The organism is Emticicia sp. MM (assembly GCF_001649495.1).
In genome coordinates this window covers 61,277-79,747 of record NZ_LXHX01000120.1, presented here as the reverse complement: position 1 = coordinate 79,747, position 18,471 = coordinate 61,277, and the positions used below count along the sequence as shown (strand labels likewise).

At 36.8% G+C, this 18,471-nt stretch carries 17 protein-coding genes; 13 read left to right on the top strand and 4 right to left on the bottom strand.

Annotated features, from left to right (window positions below; genetic code table 11):
- Nucleotides 1–19: 19 nt before the first annotated feature.
- Nucleotides 20–1,102 carry a DNA replication/repair protein RecF gene (gene recF, locus A6M55_RS16930; protein WP_064198617.1) on the bottom strand — a complete coding sequence of 361 codons (1,083 nt, stop codon included), beginning with the start codon at nucleotides 1,100–1,102 and terminating at the stop codon, nucleotides 20–22.
- A gap of 114 nt (nucleotides 1,103–1,216) precedes the next feature.
- On the opposite strand from recF, the gene A6M55_RS16925 reads away from it, so the two are divergent.
- The 3 genes from A6M55_RS16925 (at nucleotide 1,217) to A6M55_RS16915 (ending at nucleotide 5,714) form a co-directional block, all read left to right on the top strand.
- Nucleotides 1,217–2,566: a sugar porter family MFS transporter gene (locus A6M55_RS16925; RefSeq protein ID WP_015028691.1), complete on the top strand. Its 1,350-nt coding sequence runs from the start codon at nucleotides 1,217–1,219 to the stop codon at nucleotides 2,564–2,566.
- A 166-nt stretch (nucleotides 2,567–2,732) separates the two neighbouring features.
- Nucleotides 2,733–3,188, top strand: coding sequence for a RidA family protein (locus A6M55_RS16920; RefSeq protein ID WP_064198616.1), 456 nt, complete (start codon nucleotides 2,733–2,735; stop codon nucleotides 3,186–3,188).
- 102 nt (nucleotides 3,189–3,290) lie between these two features.
- Nucleotides 3,291–5,714 (top strand): M1 family metallopeptidase, encoded by a 2,424-nt coding sequence (locus tag A6M55_RS16915; RefSeq protein WP_064198615.1) that lies wholly within the window; start codon nucleotides 3,291–3,293, stop codon nucleotides 5,712–5,714.
- 95 nt (nucleotides 5,715–5,809) lie between these two features.
- Here A6M55_RS16915 and A6M55_RS16910 read toward each other — a convergent pair whose 3' ends face one another.
- Both A6M55_RS16910 and A6M55_RS16905 read right to left on the bottom strand, forming a co-directional pair.
- On the bottom strand, nucleotides 5,810–7,600 hold the full coding sequence (locus tag A6M55_RS16910) for an acyl-CoA dehydrogenase (protein WP_015028688.1): 1,791 nt from the start codon (nucleotides 7,598–7,600) through the stop codon (nucleotides 5,810–5,812).
- A gap of 65 nt (nucleotides 7,601–7,665) precedes the next feature.
- Nucleotides 7,666–7,977, bottom strand: coding sequence for an SCP2 sterol-binding domain-containing protein (locus A6M55_RS16905; protein WP_015028687.1), 312 nt, complete (start codon nucleotides 7,975–7,977; stop codon nucleotides 7,666–7,668).
- Between the two features lie 317 nt (nucleotides 7,978–8,294).
- Here A6M55_RS16905 and A6M55_RS16900 point away from each other — a divergent pair, with 317 nt between their 5' ends.
- From A6M55_RS16900 to mscL, 5 genes are all read left to right on the top strand, one after another.
- Nucleotides 8,295–8,897 carry an RNA polymerase sigma factor gene (locus A6M55_RS16900; protein WP_015028686.1) on the top strand — a complete coding sequence of 201 codons (603 nt, stop codon included), beginning with the start codon at nucleotides 8,295–8,297 and terminating at the stop codon, nucleotides 8,895–8,897.
- 33 nt (nucleotides 8,898–8,930) lie between these two features.
- A complete protein-coding gene (locus A6M55_RS17370; protein WP_015028685.1) occupies nucleotides 8,931–9,107 on the top strand; it encodes a hypothetical protein in 177 nt (58 codons plus the stop codon).
- Between the two features lie 42 nt (nucleotides 9,108–9,149).
- Nucleotides 9,150–9,980, top strand: coding sequence for a mechanosensitive ion channel family protein (locus tag A6M55_RS16895; RefSeq protein WP_015028684.1), 831 nt, complete (start codon nucleotides 9,150–9,152; stop codon nucleotides 9,978–9,980).
- Nucleotides 9,981–10,136: 156 nt separating this feature from the next.
- Entirely contained in the window at nucleotides 10,137–11,054 is a 918-nt protein-coding gene (locus A6M55_RS16890; RefSeq protein ID WP_015028683.1) for a DUF3078 domain-containing protein, read from the top strand.
- Nucleotides 11,055–11,077: 23 nt separating this feature from the next.
- Entirely contained in the window at nucleotides 11,078–11,398 is a 321-nt protein-coding gene (gene mscL / locus A6M55_RS16885) for a large conductance mechanosensitive channel protein MscL (protein ID WP_015028682.1), read from the top strand.
- Between the two features lie 67 nt (nucleotides 11,399–11,465).
- Here mscL and A6M55_RS16880 read toward each other — a convergent pair whose 3' ends face one another.
- Nucleotides 11,466–12,569 carry a DUF2891 domain-containing protein gene (locus A6M55_RS16880; RefSeq protein ID WP_156511102.1) on the bottom strand — a complete coding sequence of 368 codons (1,104 nt, stop codon included), beginning with the start codon at nucleotides 12,567–12,569 and terminating at the stop codon, nucleotides 11,466–11,468.
- A 397-nt stretch (nucleotides 12,570–12,966) separates the two neighbouring features.
- Here A6M55_RS16880 and A6M55_RS16875 point away from each other — a divergent pair, with 397 nt between their 5' ends.
- From A6M55_RS16875 to ftsA, 5 genes are all read left to right on the top strand, one after another.
- Entirely contained in the window at nucleotides 12,967–14,151 is a 1,185-nt protein-coding gene (locus A6M55_RS16875; RefSeq protein ID WP_064198614.1) for an FtsW/RodA/SpoVE family cell cycle protein, read from the top strand.
- Nucleotides 14,152–14,216: 65 nt separating this feature from the next.
- A complete protein-coding gene (gene murG / locus A6M55_RS16870) occupies nucleotides 14,217–15,311 on the top strand; it encodes an undecaprenyldiphospho-muramoylpentapeptide beta-N-acetylglucosaminyltransferase (protein WP_064198613.1) in 1,095 nt (364 codons plus the stop codon).
- Between the two features lie 42 nt (nucleotides 15,312–15,353).
- The gene (locus tag A6M55_RS16865; RefSeq protein ID WP_015028678.1) at nucleotides 15,354–16,130 is read left to right on the top strand and encodes a GNAT family N-acetyltransferase; all 777 of its coding nucleotides are present in this window, start codon (nucleotides 15,354–15,356) and stop codon (nucleotides 16,128–16,130) included.
- Between the two features lie 64 nt (nucleotides 16,131–16,194).
- Nucleotides 16,195–16,962, top strand: coding sequence for a cell division protein FtsQ/DivIB (locus A6M55_RS16860; protein ID WP_015028677.1), 768 nt, complete (start codon nucleotides 16,195–16,197; stop codon nucleotides 16,960–16,962).
- 60 nt (nucleotides 16,963–17,022) lie between these two features.
- A complete protein-coding gene (gene ftsA / locus A6M55_RS16855; RefSeq protein WP_015028676.1) occupies nucleotides 17,023–18,435 on the top strand; it encodes a cell division protein FtsA in 1,413 nt (470 codons plus the stop codon).
- Nucleotides 18,436–18,471: the final 36 nt, after the last annotated feature.

The following is an 18,471-nucleotide window of genomic DNA, read 5'->3' as shown; positions in this document are numbered from 1 at the left end:
CAGGGTTTATACCTTGCCGCTATTTTGTTCTAATATAATTTATTTCAGCTTTTACGTTTTCGAGTATTTTTTCGGTTCTTTCGGGGCGGGCGTCGGTGATAAATACTTGCCCGAATGTCTGATTATCAATACTTTCTATTAGTTTTTGAATACGACGGTCATCAAGTTTATCAAAAATATCATCTAAAAGTAAGATAGGTTTCACTTCTCTTAATGCTTCGAGCATTTCAAATTGAGCTAACCTCAAAGCCATTACAAACGATTTTTGTTGCCCTTGTGAACCAAATTTTTTAACAGGATAACGGTCTATTTCAAAAACATAATCATCTTTATGAATTCCCTTGGTGGTGCGTTGGGCTTTTACGTCGGTCTGACGATTAAGTCTGAATTCTTTCACAAAATCACCACTTGCCACTTCCGACTCATAAATAATTTCAACCTCTTCACGTCCTTCGCTTAGAATTTGGTAATGTTTTTTAAAAATGGGTAGAAATTTCTTGATAAACTCTCGGCGTTGCTCAAAAATTCGAATGGCTAATTTTACCAATGGATCGGAGTAAGTATCGAGTAAATCTTGGTCAAGAAAATTTCGTTCGTAAAAAATTTTAAGAAGACTATTTCGCTGCTCCAATAATTTGTTATATTGCTGATAATCAGACAAGTAAATGTTGTCCATTTGCGATAATACACCATCAAAAAAACGTCTTCTGCCTTCGCTTCCATCTTTAATCAGTTCCGTATCATCAGGTGCTATTAAAACTACAGGAAACTGCCCAATGTGGTCGGACAAACGTTCGTAAGGCTTCTTATCGTGCAATAATACTTTCCTTTGACCTCTTTGTATCGAACAGGTAATTTGATGTTTCTTACCATTTTTATCAAAAATTCCGTCAACCATCATCACATCAGCATCATGATTGATATTGAGAGCATCTTGGCTATGGATCGAACTTTTACTTAAAGCCAAAAAATAGACCGCATCAAGCAAATTGGTTTTTCCACTGCCATTTTCGCCCACAATACAGTTTACATGCTTCGAAAAAGAATGATTAGCCTCTTCGTAATTTTTGAAATTTGATAAGTAGATTTTTTCTAAATACATCGGAGCAAAAACAACTTTGGAGGTTGTCCTACAAATTAGTCCGAAATTTAGGCATTTTTCACTAAAGTTTGTTTTATTTGTAGTTCTAATACTTACTTAACCTAATTTTATTTGATGAATAAGAGCACCCTCATCTATTTTATAGCAGCTGTAGCGGCTACTGGTGGCCTTCTTTTTGGCTTCGATACAGGCGTTATTAATGTAGCCCTTCCATCGCTTAGAGCGAAATTTAATCCATCACCCGAAACCGAGGGTCTTATTGTAAGTGCTGTATTATTTGGAGGAATGGCGGGCCCCTTTATTAGTGGCCCACTAACTGACCTTCTCGGACGTAAAAAAATTAACATTATTGCCTCATTGGTTTTTGTGGTAGGCTCTATCATTACGGCAATTGCTCCAACGGTTGATTATTTAATTATCGGACGCTTGTTTTTAGGTTTAGCCATTGGAATCGTGGCTTCTACTGTTCCGCTTTACTTAGCCGAAATTGCCCCAACCGAAAAACGCGGACAACTCGTTACGTTCTTTCAATTAGCAATCACTATCGGAATTCTACTTTCTTATGTTGTTGGCTATTTCTTTGCCGAACAAGCAGATGGTTGGAGAAGTATGTTTTGGACAGGCTTTATTCCTGCCGCTATTCTGATGGTGGGAATGTTTTTCGTGCCAGAAAGTCCACGCTGGTTAATTGGTAAAGGTAGAGATGCCGAAGCTCTTGAAGTGCTGAACAAATTGCGTACGCCAGAACAAGCCCAAGCAGAAGTTGCACAAACCAGACAAATTATTGAAGACGAAAAGCATAATAAGGGAGATTGGAAAATGCTTTTTAGCAAGCGTTTACGTATTCCATTATTCATCGGAATTGGTATTTTCTTTATTCAACAGTTTTCGGGTATAAATGCCATCATTTATTTCTCAACTGATATTTTCAAAAATCTATTTCCCGATGGTAAAACTGCGGAGTTAGCAACCGTTGGTGTTGGAGTTATCAACACGTTATCCACATTCTTGGCAATCATGATTTTGGATAAGTTTGGCAGAAAACAAATTCTTTACACAGGTCTTATCGGTACCGCAATTTGCTTAGGAACAGTGGGTTTAGCTTTCTTTATGAAGGATTCTCTTAGTCCAGAGCTTAGTAAGGTGATGCTTATCGGAGGGGTATATGTATATATTATCTTCTTTGCAATTAGCCTTGGGCCACTGGGTTGGTTGTTAATTTCAGAAATTTATCCACTAAAAATCAGAGGCTTTGCTTCAAGTATGGGAAGTTTCAATCACTGGCTTTTTGATGCAGGTGTAGCTTATTCGTTTCCAATTTTAGCAGCAACTTCGCTCGGTACAAATGGGGGAATATTTGCCATCTATATGGTGGTAGTTTTACTTGGTTTACTTTTTGCAAAATACATTGTTTTTGAAACCAAAGGCATGAGTTTAGAGGAAATTGAAAAGAGATATAATTAAAATTAAATATAGGGATTTTAGAAAGGGCTCGGTTTGAAAAACTGAGCCCTTTCTGTTTGGGTAGAGCTTGCTTTTTCAAACAAATTATAGAAAATTGCAGAATATTTAATCAACTCTAAGTTTCGGCCTATATTGTAGGGTCTGATAGCATAAAAAAACCAAAAACATGAAAAAACTACTTATTATTGTCACTCTATTCATCGCTAATCTTACTTTCGCTCAACATAAAGAAATCATCAAAACCGATAAAGCACCTGTTCCGATTGCTCCATATAGCCAAGCAGTAAAATCAAATGGTTTTGTTTTTGTCGCAGGTCAAATTGGACTCGACCCTGCCACACGAAAACTCGTTGAAGGTGGATTTGAAGCCGAAACGGTAAAAATCATGGAAAACATCAAATCCATTTTAGAGGCAACAGACTTAAAGCTTAGTGATGTGGTAAACACTACGATTTATATCAAAGACATCAATAATTTTGCTAAAGTGAATGAAATATACGGGAAATATTTCACGGGCGATTTTCCTGCACGTACTACCATTGGTGTAGCAAATCTACCCGGTGGGGCTAATATAGAGATTGCGGTGGTTGCTGCGGTTTCACATCAAACTCGTCGTAAATAACAACGAAATCATCGCAAAATCGGGGCTTATTAGCTTATTTTAATGAACTTTTCCTATCAAAATTAATATATTTGTTTTTTTACTAACCCTTCATCATGCTTTATGAGAAAACTATCAGTATTAGGTAGAGCGTATAGAGTAAGCGAACTCCTTTTCGCTTCACTTTTAATTCTTCAAGCATTATTCTCGTTTGCCCAGCAAGGTGGCAATCAGTTTAATGCGAATACCCGTTTTGAACAAATGGGAACCGAGCTTCCAACGCCAAACACTTATCGCACAGCTTCAGGTGCACCAGGCAAAGATTATTGGCAACAAAAGGCTGACTACGATATCAAGGCGGAGTTAGATGATGTCAATCAAAAAATTATCGGTACCGAAGTTATCACTTATACTAACAAATCGCCTGACGAGTTACGTTATTTGTGGTTACAACTTGACCAAAACCTTTTTGAGAAAAACTCAATTAATGCCATGACTAAAACTGGCGGAGTTGACCCTCAAGGAATGTCGTTCAATGCCCTTCAAAACGTAAATGCTCCGTCATCAGTTTTTGGTGGTATTTCGGGAAATAAAGAATACGGTTATAAAATTACAACCGTAAAAGATGCCAAAACTGGTGCAGACCTTAGATATACCATCAATAATACCATGATGCGTATTGATATTCCAGTTACATTGAAACCGGGTCAGTCTTATTCTTTCCGCATTGATTGGAACTATAATATTACAAATTACTACGGTCGTTCGGGTATGGAATATTTCCCGAAAGATGGCAATTACAATTACTTTATTGCACACTGGTTCCCACGTATGGCGGTGTATGATGATGTAAATGGCTGGCAACACAAACAATTCTTGGGTCAAGGTGAGTTTACACTTCCTTTCGGAGATTATAAAGTAGAAATCACGGTGCCTAACGACCACGTTGTGGGTGCAACAGGTGAATGCCAAAACTACGATAAAGTATTAACGCCAGAACAATTTAAACGTCTTCAACAAGCGGCTAATTCAAAAACTCCTGTATTAATCGTATCGCAGGCTGAAGCAGAAGCGGCAGAAAAAGGCAAGCCAACGGGCAAGAAAACTTGGATTTATAAAGCATCGAACGTTCGTGACTTTGCCTTTACCTCATCTCGTAAATTTATCTGGGATGCTATGCAAACAGATGTTTACAACAATGGCCGTAAAATTTGGAGCATGTCATTCTATTCAAAAGAAGGAAATCCACTTTGGGGACAGTACTCTACTCGTGTAGTTGAGCATACTTTAAGAAGCTACGGAAATCGTACGGTTCAATATCCTTATCCAGTAGCTATCTCTTGTCATGCAACAGCAGGTGGCGGTATGGAATACCCAATGATTTCATTCAATGGTGGTCGCCCAGAGCCAGATGGCACTTATTCGGAAGCTACCAAAGCAGGTATGATTGGCGTGATTATCCACGAAGTTGGGCACAACTTCTTCCCGATGATTGTAAACTCTGATGAGCGTCAATGGTCATGGATGGATGAAGGTTTGAATACTTTCTGCCAATATTTGGCTGAACAAGAATGGGATAGAAATTTCCCTTCTCGCCGCGGAGAACCACAATACATTGTGCCTTACATGAAAACCGATAAATCTCAGCAAGTGCCAATTATGTCGAGTTCAGATAATATCATGGCATTTGGTCCAAATGCTTACGCTAAACCAGCAACTGGTTTAAATATTTTGCGTGAAACAGTGATGGGTCGCGAATTATTTGATTATGCATTCAAAGAATATGCACGTCGTTGGGCATTTAAGCATCCAACACCAGCCGATTTCTTCCGTACGATGGAAGATGCTTCGGGCGTTGATCTTGATTGGTTCTGGAAAGGTTGGTTCTACGGTGTTGAGCCTTCTGATCAAGATTTAGCAGAAGTAGAGTGGTACTCACCTGATAATCAAGATCCAATTGCTAAAAAAGCAGCAGAAAAAGCTGATGCTGAAGCTAAAAAACAAACATTGAGTAATATCCGTAATAAAACAGATATTAAGCAAACTGTTGTGGAAGCCGACTCTACAATGCGTGATTTTTACAACTCGTATGATAGATATGCTGTTACGGCCGCAGATAAGCAAAAATCTGAGCAATATAAATCAAGCCTCTCAGAAGATGAGCGTAAATTGGTAGAATCAGGCATGAACTACTATGTTTTGAAAGTGAAAAACAAAGGTGGCTTACCAATGCCAGTAATCATCAAGTTAGATTATGAAGATGGCACAAATGAGGTTGTGAGAATTCCAGCCGAAATCTGGCGTTTGAATGATAAAGAAGTGAAGAAAACAATTCCGACGACGAAGAAGGTGACGAAGTTTACGCTCGACCCATTCTACGAAATTGCTGACATTGACACTGAAAATAATTCATTCCCACGTGAGCCAGAAAAACCAACAAAGTTCCAAGCATTTAAGCAAGGGTCGTTCCGTCCACAAGGACAAAACCCAATGCAACAGGCTAAACAGAACCAACCTGCAGGAACGCAAACAAGTGGTAAAAACTAATTAAAGTAGTTTCAATAAACAAAAAGCCCCGAAATAGGATTCTACTTCGGGGCTTTTTGTTTTAAGCGGACTGTTGACCGTAAACTGTTGATTTTTTACATAACAATCTCTTTCTCAGTCATTATCGTAAGCACTTCTTCATCCATCAAGCGAGTAGCCAAACCTTGTGTTTTTGGAATTTCATAATGGAAGAAATACTTCATAGTATGTATTTTACTTTCATAAAACTCAGTATCGTCGTTTGAAGTAATTAGTTTTTGTTTGGCAACCACCGCTTGCTTCAGCCATTGCCAAGCCACTACATTAAGGCTAAACATTTCCATGTAAAGTGTAGCGTCTGATAAGAAACGCTCAACATCACCTGTTCCCGCAATACTTAGTAAATGCATTGTTACTTTCTGCAATCTTTCACCTTCATCTTTCAATAAAAGTGCATATCGCTTTAATTCATCAAATTGTAAAGCTGCCATCACAGTTTTTCCAACCTCTTTTGTCAAAAGCATGGTAGCTTTTCCACCGGCCATCGGAACTTTTCGGCCTAACAAATCTTGCGATTGAATACCCGTTGTTCCCTCGTAAATTGGTGTAATACGAATATCTCTATAATATTGTTCTACTGGAAAATCTTCAGTAAAACCATAACCACCGAAGCATTGCACAGCATCAGAAGTTGCTTTCATGCCATATTCACAAGGAAACGTTTTGGCAATTGGTGTAAGCAATTCGAGCATTAAATGAGCATTTTCTTTTTCTTCTGGGTCGTCAGAAGCTTCCGAAAGGTCGAAAAACTTAGATGTTTCAAGTAAAAGCGACAGAGAACCTTCTACCACTGCTTTCTGAAACAACAACATTCTTTTTACATCGGGGTGTTGAATAATCGGAATTTGTGGAGCATCAAGGGCATGTTTTTGATTGAGTCGGCGGCTTTGAGGGCGTTCTTTAGCATATTCGAGCGAAGCATAATAAGCTGCTGAAGCAATAGAAGCTCCAGTAATTCCAACGCCAATTCGAGCCTCATTCATCATCTGAAACATGTAATTCAAGCCTTTATTTGGTTCGCCCACTAAATAGCCAATACAGTCATCATTTTTATCGCCAAAGCCTAAGTGCATGGCAGGCACACCCTTCTGACCTAATTTATGGTAAATTCCCATTGATGTCACATCGTTATCTGTACCATCCAATCTAAATTTCGGAATCACGAATAAAGAAATACCTTTTGTGCCGAGTGGAGCACCTTTGATACGTCCTAAGAATAAGTGAATGATATTATCAGCGGCATCGTGGTCTCCAGCAGAAATAAATACTTTCTGGCCCCTAATTTTATAAGTGCCATCTTCAAGCGGTTCGGCGGTTGAAGTAATATCTGAAAGCGAGCTACCTGCTTGCGGCTCTGTCAAACACATTGTACCTTGCCACTTGCCCGAAATCATATTTGGAATGTAAGTATCCTTTAACTCTTGCGAGCCAAAGCTGGCAATCAATCGAGCTGCACCAGCTGTAAGACCAGTAAACATCATCCCGTTATTGGCTGCCATTAAGATATAGCCCAAAATACTCGTAATTGTCACGGGCATTTGAGCTCCACCATCTTCGTAGTCAAAATCAGCTCCGATGATTCCAGATTCCCCTAAAGCTTTCAGATAATCTTTGATAGCAGGATGAACAGTTACCTGACCATCTTTTAATTCGGGTTGATTTTTATCTACATCTTTTACAAACGGAAACATCAGATTATCAGCTATTTGAGTAGCTGCATCAATGGTCATATCGAAAGTTTCTTTCGTGTGGTCGGCAAAGCGAGTATGCTTTGTAAGCGACTCTGCATCGTGAACTTCATAGAGTAGGAAGTCAACGTTTCTTTTATTAAAAAAATGATTAGCCATTGCCTTAAATCCCAATCGGGACGTTAGAGTTTTAAAAGAATCTTGTTTACAAAATTTAGTAGTTATTACATCAATCCTAGTATTTTAGCATATTTCATCATTGCACCAGGGTTAGATATTTTAATTTTACCCATCATCATTGCCATCATAGGATTCATGTCGCCCGTTGCAATTTTTACAAAATCATCAGCATCTGCTTTTATTATACATTCAGGAGTTCCTACAAAACTTTCTTGAAAATCAGCCTTTCCATCTGCAACTACCAAAGAGTAATTTTCCCCACTGCCAAAATCAAAGTGAAGCGTTGTAGTTACATCATTTATTTCGTTTGGAGTAAGACGTGTGGCTGTCTTCTGTAAAAATTCTTTTGCTGTCATGTCAATAAATTAGTTTGAAAATAAGGTTTAAAAGATTCCGAAAGTTAGTAAAAAAAGAATAAATATTATGCAAGCATACTATTTATTTTTGTTGGAAACTTGTGTTTTTATCAAAAAAAAATAATATTTGATAGCCTTAAGTATGAAAAATTCGCAATATTCTATTCATTTCCTCAGAAAACGAAAGCGGTATTCGTTTTTTCTACTTCAGACCACAGCTTTTCCGTAATTCTTATGGATACATATTGAGTTATAAGTATTAACCGCAAAGAAAGCTACTAAAGAAGTGTTACTTTTGCTTAACCATTTGGTCAAAATTGAAAAACAAAGCCTTTAAACACACACCTGATGAAGAGTTGGTTCGATTATATGTTGAGACCCAACGTAATCTTTACTTTGAAGAACTCTACGACCGTTATGTTGATAAAGTTTACAGAAAGTGTCTTTCGTTTGTTAAAAATGAAGCTCAAGCCGAAGACTTTACGCATGATATCTTTCTGAGATTAGTGCTTAAAATAGGTGGCTTTAAAGAACAAGCTAAATTTTCAACTTGGCTCTATTCAATTACTTATAATTATTGTATGGACCAAATGAGAGTTGTGAAAAAACAAGCAGAGACTTATCTCGATGAAAACTTCGACCTTGAAGAAGAAGACGATGATTCTGAACTTGCTGAAATGCAAACCCAAGGATTGAAAAAAGCCCTACAAAAAATCGAGCCAGACGAAAGAGCCATTCTATTAATGAAATATCAAGATGATTTTAGCATCAAGGAAATAGCCGATAGTTTTAATATCAGCGAAAGTGCTGTGAAGATGCGTTTGATGCGTACGAAAGAGAAATTAAGAAAAATTTATACTGAAAATATTCTTTTCTTTATCATTGTTTTGGTTAAGGCTATTTGGTTTTGGAAAAAATAAATAACAAATATAATATCTTAAACTTAATAAAAAATGGAGGATTTCGACGATGATGCTACGGCTCCAGAGCATCTGAAAGGTATGCTTACAGCCGAAATAGACGCAATTCGCGACGCCATGACGATTGTTCAAATGTTTTTGGGAGAAGGGGTAATTGCGGGAGTAAAGCTTCTGCAAGAACTTGAGCCTAAAGAAAATAAGGTAGATTAATCCTGAATAAAATATAACAACAACTAATAAGAACTTATATTTATGAAGCAACCGATGAGTTTTACTGATACCCTGTTGGCCACATTCAATGATTTGGTGAGAAGTTTTATGACCTTTTTCTATAATCTCATTGGGGCCGTTATTATTCTTCTAATTGGTTGGGGGGTTGCCAAAATGGTAGCAGCCGTAACTCAAAAAATGCTCGAACAAATTGGAGCAGATAGGGTAGGCGATAAGCTAAATGAAATTGATGCTATTAAAAGCCTTAAATTGGAGATAAAACTGAGCAAAATCGTTTCGAAAGCACTTTATTATTTTATTTTGATTTTTATGCTACGCCCTGCTGCTGATACTTTGGGCGTGCCTGCGATTTCAGATATGGTTAAGCTTTTGGTCGAATTTATTCCAAAGCTTATTTCTTCAGCACTGATGCTTTCAGCTGGTATTTTTTTGGCAGATGCCTTGAAAAACTTTGTAGTTACGCTTTGTAAATCCTTTAACATTGCGGCTGGAAAACTAATAGGTACGATTATCTTTTTCTTCTTGTTAATAATTTTCGTTATTCAATCAGTTGCACAAGTAGGTATCAACACAAGTCTGCTAGAATCGAGTTTTAATTTATTGGTCGGGGGAGTTATTTTCGCTTTTGCAATTGGTTATGGTTTTGCTTCGAAGGAAATTCTACTGAATATTATTTCTTCATTTTATAGTAAAAACCGCTATCGTGAAGGCCAAATTATCGAAATTGACGGGGTGAAAGGGGAAATAATAGGTATGGACAATACAACAATTACCCTAAAGACCGAAGATTCGAAAACAATATTTCCTTTGCGAGTCTTACAATCCAAATCTGTAACTGTTTATGAAGATTAAAATAAAGCCCCTCATCAATAATTAATTAGTAGATGAGGGGCTTGGTTTTTATAGTCGATATTTTATTGTTACTATTTTCTAGAACTAAAGTCTCAAAAATGATTTTAGTTTCACAGTAATTAAAAAAAAAGTATTATCCATTAAATCCTTATTTTAATGAAGAAGAAGGTTCTCCTAACAATCATTTATTTAGCATTTACTTCTTTTACCTTTGCTCAAGAGATTCCTCAAACCCATGAAGATTCACTCCGAATTGGTTGGTGGGATCCACGCAATACGCAATTTGGCATTAACTTCTCACAGACTGGTTTCAACGATGCTTGGTCAGGGGCACAGGGTAGTGTAGGAAGTATCGGACTTGGTTTTCTTTTTAACAATAAAGCAGTTTATCATAAGAAAAAGGGAGTTTTCTCATCTGATATTCAGTTTCAATATGGTATGCTGAAAAATAAGGGTCAAGAAGCAGTAAAAAGTATTGACCGTATTTTTATGGATGCTAAATATGCAAGTAAATTATCACCAACAATTAACTGGTTTGCTGGAGTAAACTTTCTCTCACAGTTTGCTGCTGGTTATGATTTAAAAGCAGCTAATAAACCAATGATATCTAATCTTTTCGCCCCAGCTTTTTTGGCCGAGGGTGTTGGTTTGGAGTGGAAACCTCAAAAATATTTTGTATTACAATTAGGTGGAGCTACACTTCGACAAACATTTGTGACCAATGATAAAGTTTTTGAAAATACAGCCAAAGAAGTGACAGAAAATGGACAAATTATTAAACGTTCTTATGGTACTGAAAAAGGAAAAGTTTTAAATGAAATGGGTTTTCAGTTTGTAGCAGCTTTTGATAAAGATATTGCTAAAAATGTAAACTTGAAGTGGCGTTATCAGGGTTTCTTAGCTTATGCTCCTAAAAATAAACCAATGGACCACAATATTAGCTTAATTGCTACTGCGAAGGTAAATAAATATATGAATGTAAACTTTACACTTTTGGGGCTTTATGATGCCGATATTGTGAAGAAATTTCAAATTAGTGAAGGCTTAGCAGTTGGTCTTTTGTTTACACTTTAATGAACCTATAACCAATAAAAGCGATGTTGAAAGAATTTAAAACATTTATTTCCCAAGGCAATGTGCTTGATTTAGCAGTTGGTGTTGTTATCGGAGGTGCTTTTAGTAAAATTACTACCTCATTGGTAGATGATATTCTAATGCCAATCGTTGGTTATTTCTTGGCTGGGGTAGATTTTAAAACTCTTGCCTTACATTTGGGTCAGCCAGATGAAAAAGGGGTTTATCCAGTAAATATCATGTATGGTAACTTTATTCAAATTACGATACAATTCTTGATTATTGCGTGGGTAATTTTCCTTATTGTTAAGTTAGCTAATAAGGCCAAAGTTTCTGAAAAGTAAGATTTCAGATTTATCAAAACCCTCAAGATAATTAAATATTCCTCTTGAGGGTTTTATATTTTAGGGATTAATCAAAAATTGCATAAACCGCAAAAGACCCTAACCAGTGGTCTCCACCATAATTCCCAGAGGTAACATTGGGTAAAGCATTATTAAGGAAAGAAGCCGATGTTTGCTCAAATTTTACTTTCAAAGGGTTACTTTTGGGTAGAACAGAAGCAATTCCCTTGAAACACCATGCTCGGCTGATACTTAGACCATCAAGATGAACTATTTGATAATCTTTTCTGTCACTAACAACAGGTTGCTTTAAAAGATTTTGAATTGATTTTGGCTGAAGAAAAGCACTAAACCAAGTTTCAAATTCTTTTGGGGTCATGATTCGACGCACTAAATCGGCTATTTCGAGGTTCGGAGAAAGAAAATCTGAGCCATCGGGTTCTAAATATGCAGGAGCATTGATTTGAGATTTATAAAACTGCTTAGCTTTTTCAACAATAGCTTTTTCAAATTCAGTATTTTTCGTAGCTCTTGCCCAATCCAAGGCAAAAACCAAACCGAATGCAGTATTAGGGTGTACACCTGTGCGGTTAGGATAAGTTTGTTTAGGTAGGAATGCTGTCCAAAGTCTTACTATTTCTTTCGTGAGCGGTTGTAGATTTTGATACCATTTTTGAGCTATCGGGTCATTCCAGGTAAGTAGTTCTTGGTCGAGCTTCAAAACCCACGCCCAACCATAAGTTCGTTCGAAGGTAGCGGTTGTTTTATACTTCGTGAAATATTCAGCTTCTGTTTTTATCTTCTCTGCTTGAAAATTGTTATCCAAAACACTGATAATCTTTTCTCTATCTTTGATATTCGGAAAAACCTTTAATAATTTAATCAACATCCAATGTCCATGCACACTTGAATGCCAATCGAGGCAACCATAAAAACTTGGGTGTAGTTGTGAAGGCAATAATTGATGGTCTTCGGCGGTATCAGAGCTGTGCCCTGTTTTATTAGGAAACTCCTGATTAATACAATGTAAGGGTAATACCGCTAATTTCTCGGCGATTTCTTGTGTAAAAAGAGCTGATTTTGATACTTGTGCTTTAGAACTTAAACTAATTATGAAAAATAGAATCAGTCCACTTAAGGTTTTAGGGAGTATTAGTTTTTTGATAAGCATTGGTTTGTCATGAGAAATGTTAAAAATCAAATTTAATAAAAAATAAGGTAAATTTTTAACAAAAAAATAATACAGGGAAAAGCATCTAATGCCTTGATTTTCAATAAAAATAGCCTTTTTTTAATACAATATTTTTTAAAAGTATTTACCAATTTAAACAGTCAAGCCTAATAAAATTTTGTCATAATACCCAAAATAAGCGTCTTTTTTGACAAAAACGCCTCCATTAGAACCCTATAATAAATTTCTCAAATTTTTCTTTTCATTCATTTTGAAATAATTTACATTTGTTACGTCTTTTAAATTTAGACAAAGACTTGTCTAAATTTAAAAGCATCATAATCGTGCTTATATCCTTATAATCTCAAAACGGTAGCTTAGCTACCTATGAAAAATCATGGAAACGTGGTTGAAAGACAAATTGCGTGGTGACTGGCAAATCTGGTTCATCATTGTGCTTCTATCTTTATTTAGTATGCTGGTTGTTTATAGTGCCAGTACCGCTCTTGCTTATAAAAAGGCAGGAGGAAATACCGAAAGCTACTTACTTAATCATACGGGTCACCTTTTATTAGGTCTATTTGTTATATGGTTTATTCATCGTATTGACTATACGAAATACGCAGGAATTTCAAGACTTTTACTTTGGATTACGCCAGTACTATTAATATATACGTATTTATTTGGTACCACAGTTGGTGGAACCAAACGTTGGATTAATCTTTTTGGTATTTCGTTCCAATCATCCGATTTAGTTCGTTTGGTGCTGATTACCAATTTGGCTGCAATGTTAGCACGCCGCCAAAATGTACAATACACCCAAAAAACACTGATGGGTTTGATTTTTTGGTGTGGGATACTGTGTGGTATGTTGGCAATCACCAATTTCTCAACGGCGGTTATTTTAGGTGTCACTTGTTTTCTTATTATGTACATGGGACGTGTACCAGGAAAGTACCTTTTCAGAATGGCAGCGGCGGTTGTAGGAGCATTAATTGCAGTCTTAGGCATAAGTGTTTATTTATATTCAAAAGGCGTAGAGTTTGGTCGTGGTCAGGTTGTACTAGAACGTATCGAGGCATTTATTGATGTTGATATTAATCGAGATAAGGAAATAGGAAATCCAGACCGTGATGATGCTTTCCAGAAAGAGCAAGCAATGATTGCAATCGCTCGTGGAGGAATTATTGGAATAGGCCCCGGAAACAGCTTTCAACGGAACTATTTGCCAGAAGCATTCTCAGACTATATTTATGCAATAATTGTTGAAGAATACGGTATGTTGGGAGCCATATTTGTCATGGGTTTGTATTTATGGTTACTCTATAGAGGTCTTAAAAATGTTAGTAATACACAACGAGCTTTCGGAGGGCTTCTTTGTGTGGGGCTTACCTTTAGTATTGTGTTTCAGGCATTTATTCACATGTTTATCAATGTAGGCTTGGGGCCAGTAACAGGGCAAACACTTCCTTTGATGAGTATGGGAGGAACCTCAATTTTGTTTACCGCAACAGCTATTGGAATTGTATTGAGTGTAACGAAAGGCGAATATGATGATAAGGAAAAAGCCCTTAATGCTTAGATGTAATTCTAGCGTTTTCGTTTGTAACACTTTAAAAAGAATAGCTGTATAGAAATAAATTATATATGAAAAAAATTATCATCAGTGGTGGCGGTACGGGTGGACACATTTATCCGGCAGTAGCAATTGCCAATGAGCTAAAAGCTATTGATGCTTCTAATGAAATATTATTTGTGGGAGCAGAAGGGAAAATGGAAATGGAGAAAGTACCTAAGGCTGGATATAAAATCATCGGTTTACCCATTGCAGGGATTAACCGCTCGAATATGCTGGCCAATTTAGGATTACCACTGAAGCTAATCAAAAGCCTTTGGAAAACGTATCGAGTGATTAAAGACTTTAAGCCAGATATTGCGATTGGTGTAGGCGGATATGCCAGTGGCCCAACCCTGATTATGGCAAATTTCTTAGGCGTTCCAACGCTCATTCAAGAGCAGAACTCGTTTGCGGGTGTTACTAATAAATTTGTGGCGAAGAAAGCACAAAAAATATGTGTGGCATACCCTAATATGGAGCAGTTTTTCCCGAAAGAAAAAATTATTATGACGGGAAACCCAGTGAGAAAAGATATTCTTGAAACGAATTCGAAGAGAGAGCAAGCATTTAAACATTTTGGCCTCGACCCCGAACGAAAAACACTTTTAGTAATTGGGGGTAGCCAAGGAGCAAGAACAATCAATGAGGCAATATTTGCAGGTTTAAACGATTTAATATCAAACGACCTTCAAGTAATTTGGCAAACAGGTAAGCTTTTTATTAATAAAGCTAAGCAAGGGGTTGAATCATTACAAACACAGCGTGTATTTGTATCAGATTTTATCTACGAAATGGATTTAGCCTATGCCGCCGCCGATTTAGTGGTTTCTCGTGCAGGTGCTTTGTCGGTTTCGGAATTATGCTTAGCAGAAAAACCATCAATTTTGGTTCCATTACCAACAGCCGCCGAAGACCACCAAACACAAAATGCTCTGAGTTTGGTAAACGTAAAAGCCGCATGGTTAGTAAAAGACGTGGAGGCTCGCGATATTTTGGTAGATAATGTGGTTAAACTTGCCAATGATAAGCAAGAAATGCAATTATTGAGTAAAAATATCAAGACTTTAGCCAAACCTGAGGCAGGAAAGGAAATTGCAGCCGAAGTATTGAAAATCATTAAATAGTTGAAGAAACGAAGGTATTAGAAGGGCTTTTGATATATAATTATGAAGATATTTTTTTCCGAAAATAGAGTAGATTACTCAACTTATACTTTCGATTATGCGATTTATTGTTTGAAAGAATCGCAGGCCGAATTATCAGAAATTTATGAGAAAGGGTTTCTACCATATACAGGAAATTTAGGTATCAATGGCGATATTTTTTATTTGGCTCGTAGCCTTAGAGTTGATTTAGACCGTTTTGAAGATACTTCAGAAAATCGTCGAGTAAATCGTTTAGTAGAGCCACTTAATATTACACTGGATGTAATTAAAAAAACAGATTTTGACCTAAACGATGCTGAGTTTGTAAACTTAAGTCAAGAATATATTTCGCAACGTATTGGCGATGATAATATGAGTTGGGAGCGTTGGCAGTATATTCTTTCGAGAGAAACAGGTACGCATATCTTTAAATTTAGTATTGAAGGTAAGCTTCTCGGTTTTGTTTTTGCCGTGCTTGAAGGAGAGATGCTCCATTATTGGTTTGCCTTTTTTAATACAGAATACATGCGAAGCCATTCGCTTGGCAAATGGCTTATGTGGCGTGTGATTAAATGGGGAAAAGAAAATGCCTTAAAACACGTTTATTTAGGAACGGCTTATAAACAGTCGGCCCTTTATAAAATTCGTGACCACAAAGGATTGGAGTATTTTGATGGTTATCGTTGGAATAAAGATGTTGAACGACTTAAGAATCTTTGTAAAAATGATTTAGAACCTAAAGCCGCCGATGAGTTCAAAATGCTTGATAACCCCAATGATTTTCTTAATCAATTATAAAAAAAATGTTTAATCATTAAAATTTGATTGAAAATATTAATAAAATACTAATTTGCATAAATAAATGTTTCGTAACACTAACTTCGGAAAAATAGCTAAGATTCTCTTTGGCACAATTGCCATCGGAGCAATTACGCTACTAATTGCTTTTTCGACAGATAGTTTTTCGTCAGACCGCTGCAAAAAAATAGAAGTAAACATTAAAAATGCTGATGAACAATATTTCATCACTAATAAAGATGTAGAAAACTTAGTGACAAAATATGGCAGTGAGCAACTGGTAGGTAAACATTTTGAAAAAATCGACCTCCGCTCAATTGAGCAACGTGTACTCAAAAATCGCCAGATAAAATCTTGTCAAGTCTATAAAGGTGTAGATGGAAAACTTCATGTTGATGTTGAACAACACATTCCGATTGCCCGAATTTTAATGTCAGATGGCCGCGAAGATGTGTATGTTGATGCCGAGGGAAGTTTTTTTCCACTCTCTGACCGATATTCAGCAAGAATTTTATTGCTTTCGGGTGAATATTTCCGAAATTTGCCAAGTTTAAAAGCAAAGCGTCAGGAAAAGAACCTTCAATTTATAAAGTTAATTAATGAAGATTCCTTTCTAAAAGCCCAATTTACCCAATTGGACATCAATTCTGATGGAGACATCAGTATTGTTCCATTAGTGGGTAACCACATTATTGAGTTTGGCGAACCCAGCAATATTGAGAATAGATTAAACAGATTGAAGATATTTTACAATCAAATCCTACCAGTAAAAGGGTGGGATAGTTTTTCGTCAGTAAGTGTTAAATATGATGGACAAATTGTTTGTAAATAGGAGATATAGCTGTGACTTTTGACTATTTTTTTGAGTCAAGAGCCTTAAATGATAGAATAAATGAATAAAGGTGTAATTGTAGGCATTGATATTGGTAGCACAAAAATTTGTGCAGTAGCGGGCATTATTGACTCTATCGGGAAAGTAAAAATTCTTGATATGGTTGAAGAACCTACACAAAGAGGTAGAGTATCAAATGGCACGGTTGTAAATTTAGAGTTTACGGCTCGTGACATTGACCGTATCCTTACTAAATTATCAGATAAAGCCGACATTAATATTCAAAACGTAATCGTAAATATTTCGGGGGAGTACGTTGAAGGAAAATCACACCAAAATTTTATCACAAGAAATGATAGCCGCACGACGATTCGCCGTGAGGAAATTGAAAAATTAGCAATAGATATTCGAAAATCGTTTCGCCCAACGGCAGGAAATGTTATTATACATACATTCCCACAGGAGTTTATAATTGACCGTTCTTTAGTACCTGAAAATCCAGTTGGGCGTTTTGGTATTACTCTCGGTGGAAACTTTTTCTTGATTTCAACACCCAATGACCCACACATCGCTCTTCGCCAAACAATCGAAAGTGTGGGTGTTAAGATTCAAGATAATAAGAGATTTATTCCACTAAAAATCGTACATACATTGTTTTCACCGCTTGCCGATGCCATGTCGGTATTGCAGGAGGTAGATAGAAAATTAGGTGTGGCTGTTGTAAATATTGGAGGAGATACCACAGAAGTTGCCATTTTTCATGAAAGTGGGCTTCGTCATATCTCTGTTATTCCATTTGCTGGTCGAAGCATTACGAATGACCTCGTAAAGGCGTTTCAAATTTTGCCCGACCACGCCGAAAAGCTCAAACTCATTGTAGGTGATGTGCCACCCGCAGAAGTTGGTAAAAACGATATCATTAAGATACCAGGTGTCGAAGGTTTACCCGATAAAGAAATCGTTGCTAAAAATGTAAGCGTTATCATCGAAGAACGCCTCAAAGAAATTGCAGCAATGGTAATGGCCGAAATTATACATTCAGGCTATGATGGGCAACTGATTAGTGGTGTTGTGCTGACTGGCGGTACAGCTAATATTCGTATGATAAAAGATGTCTTTTATCAAGTAACTGAGGGCATGAATGTAAGGGTAGGCAATAATATGAGAAATATTGGTGAAAGTGCCCTAAGTAAAGTCGTTGACCCCAAATACGCAACTGTATTGGGCTTGGTATTATCAGGATTTTTGCCATTAGATGAGCGTGTACCACAAGAAGTTATTTGGGGAGAAATTCCAGACAGTCAAACACATATTTACTTAAACGGTATCGAACCATTGAATGGTGGTCGTCATAAAGAAGTAGAACCACCGCAAGCAGAAGAACCCCAAACAAGTGGAGGATTATTTGGATGGTTAAAACGCCAAATGAATTCTTCAAAAAATGACTTAGGCGACGATAAGGGTTATACATAATATTAAAATAGTTTAAAGCCATGAATCCAATTTTTA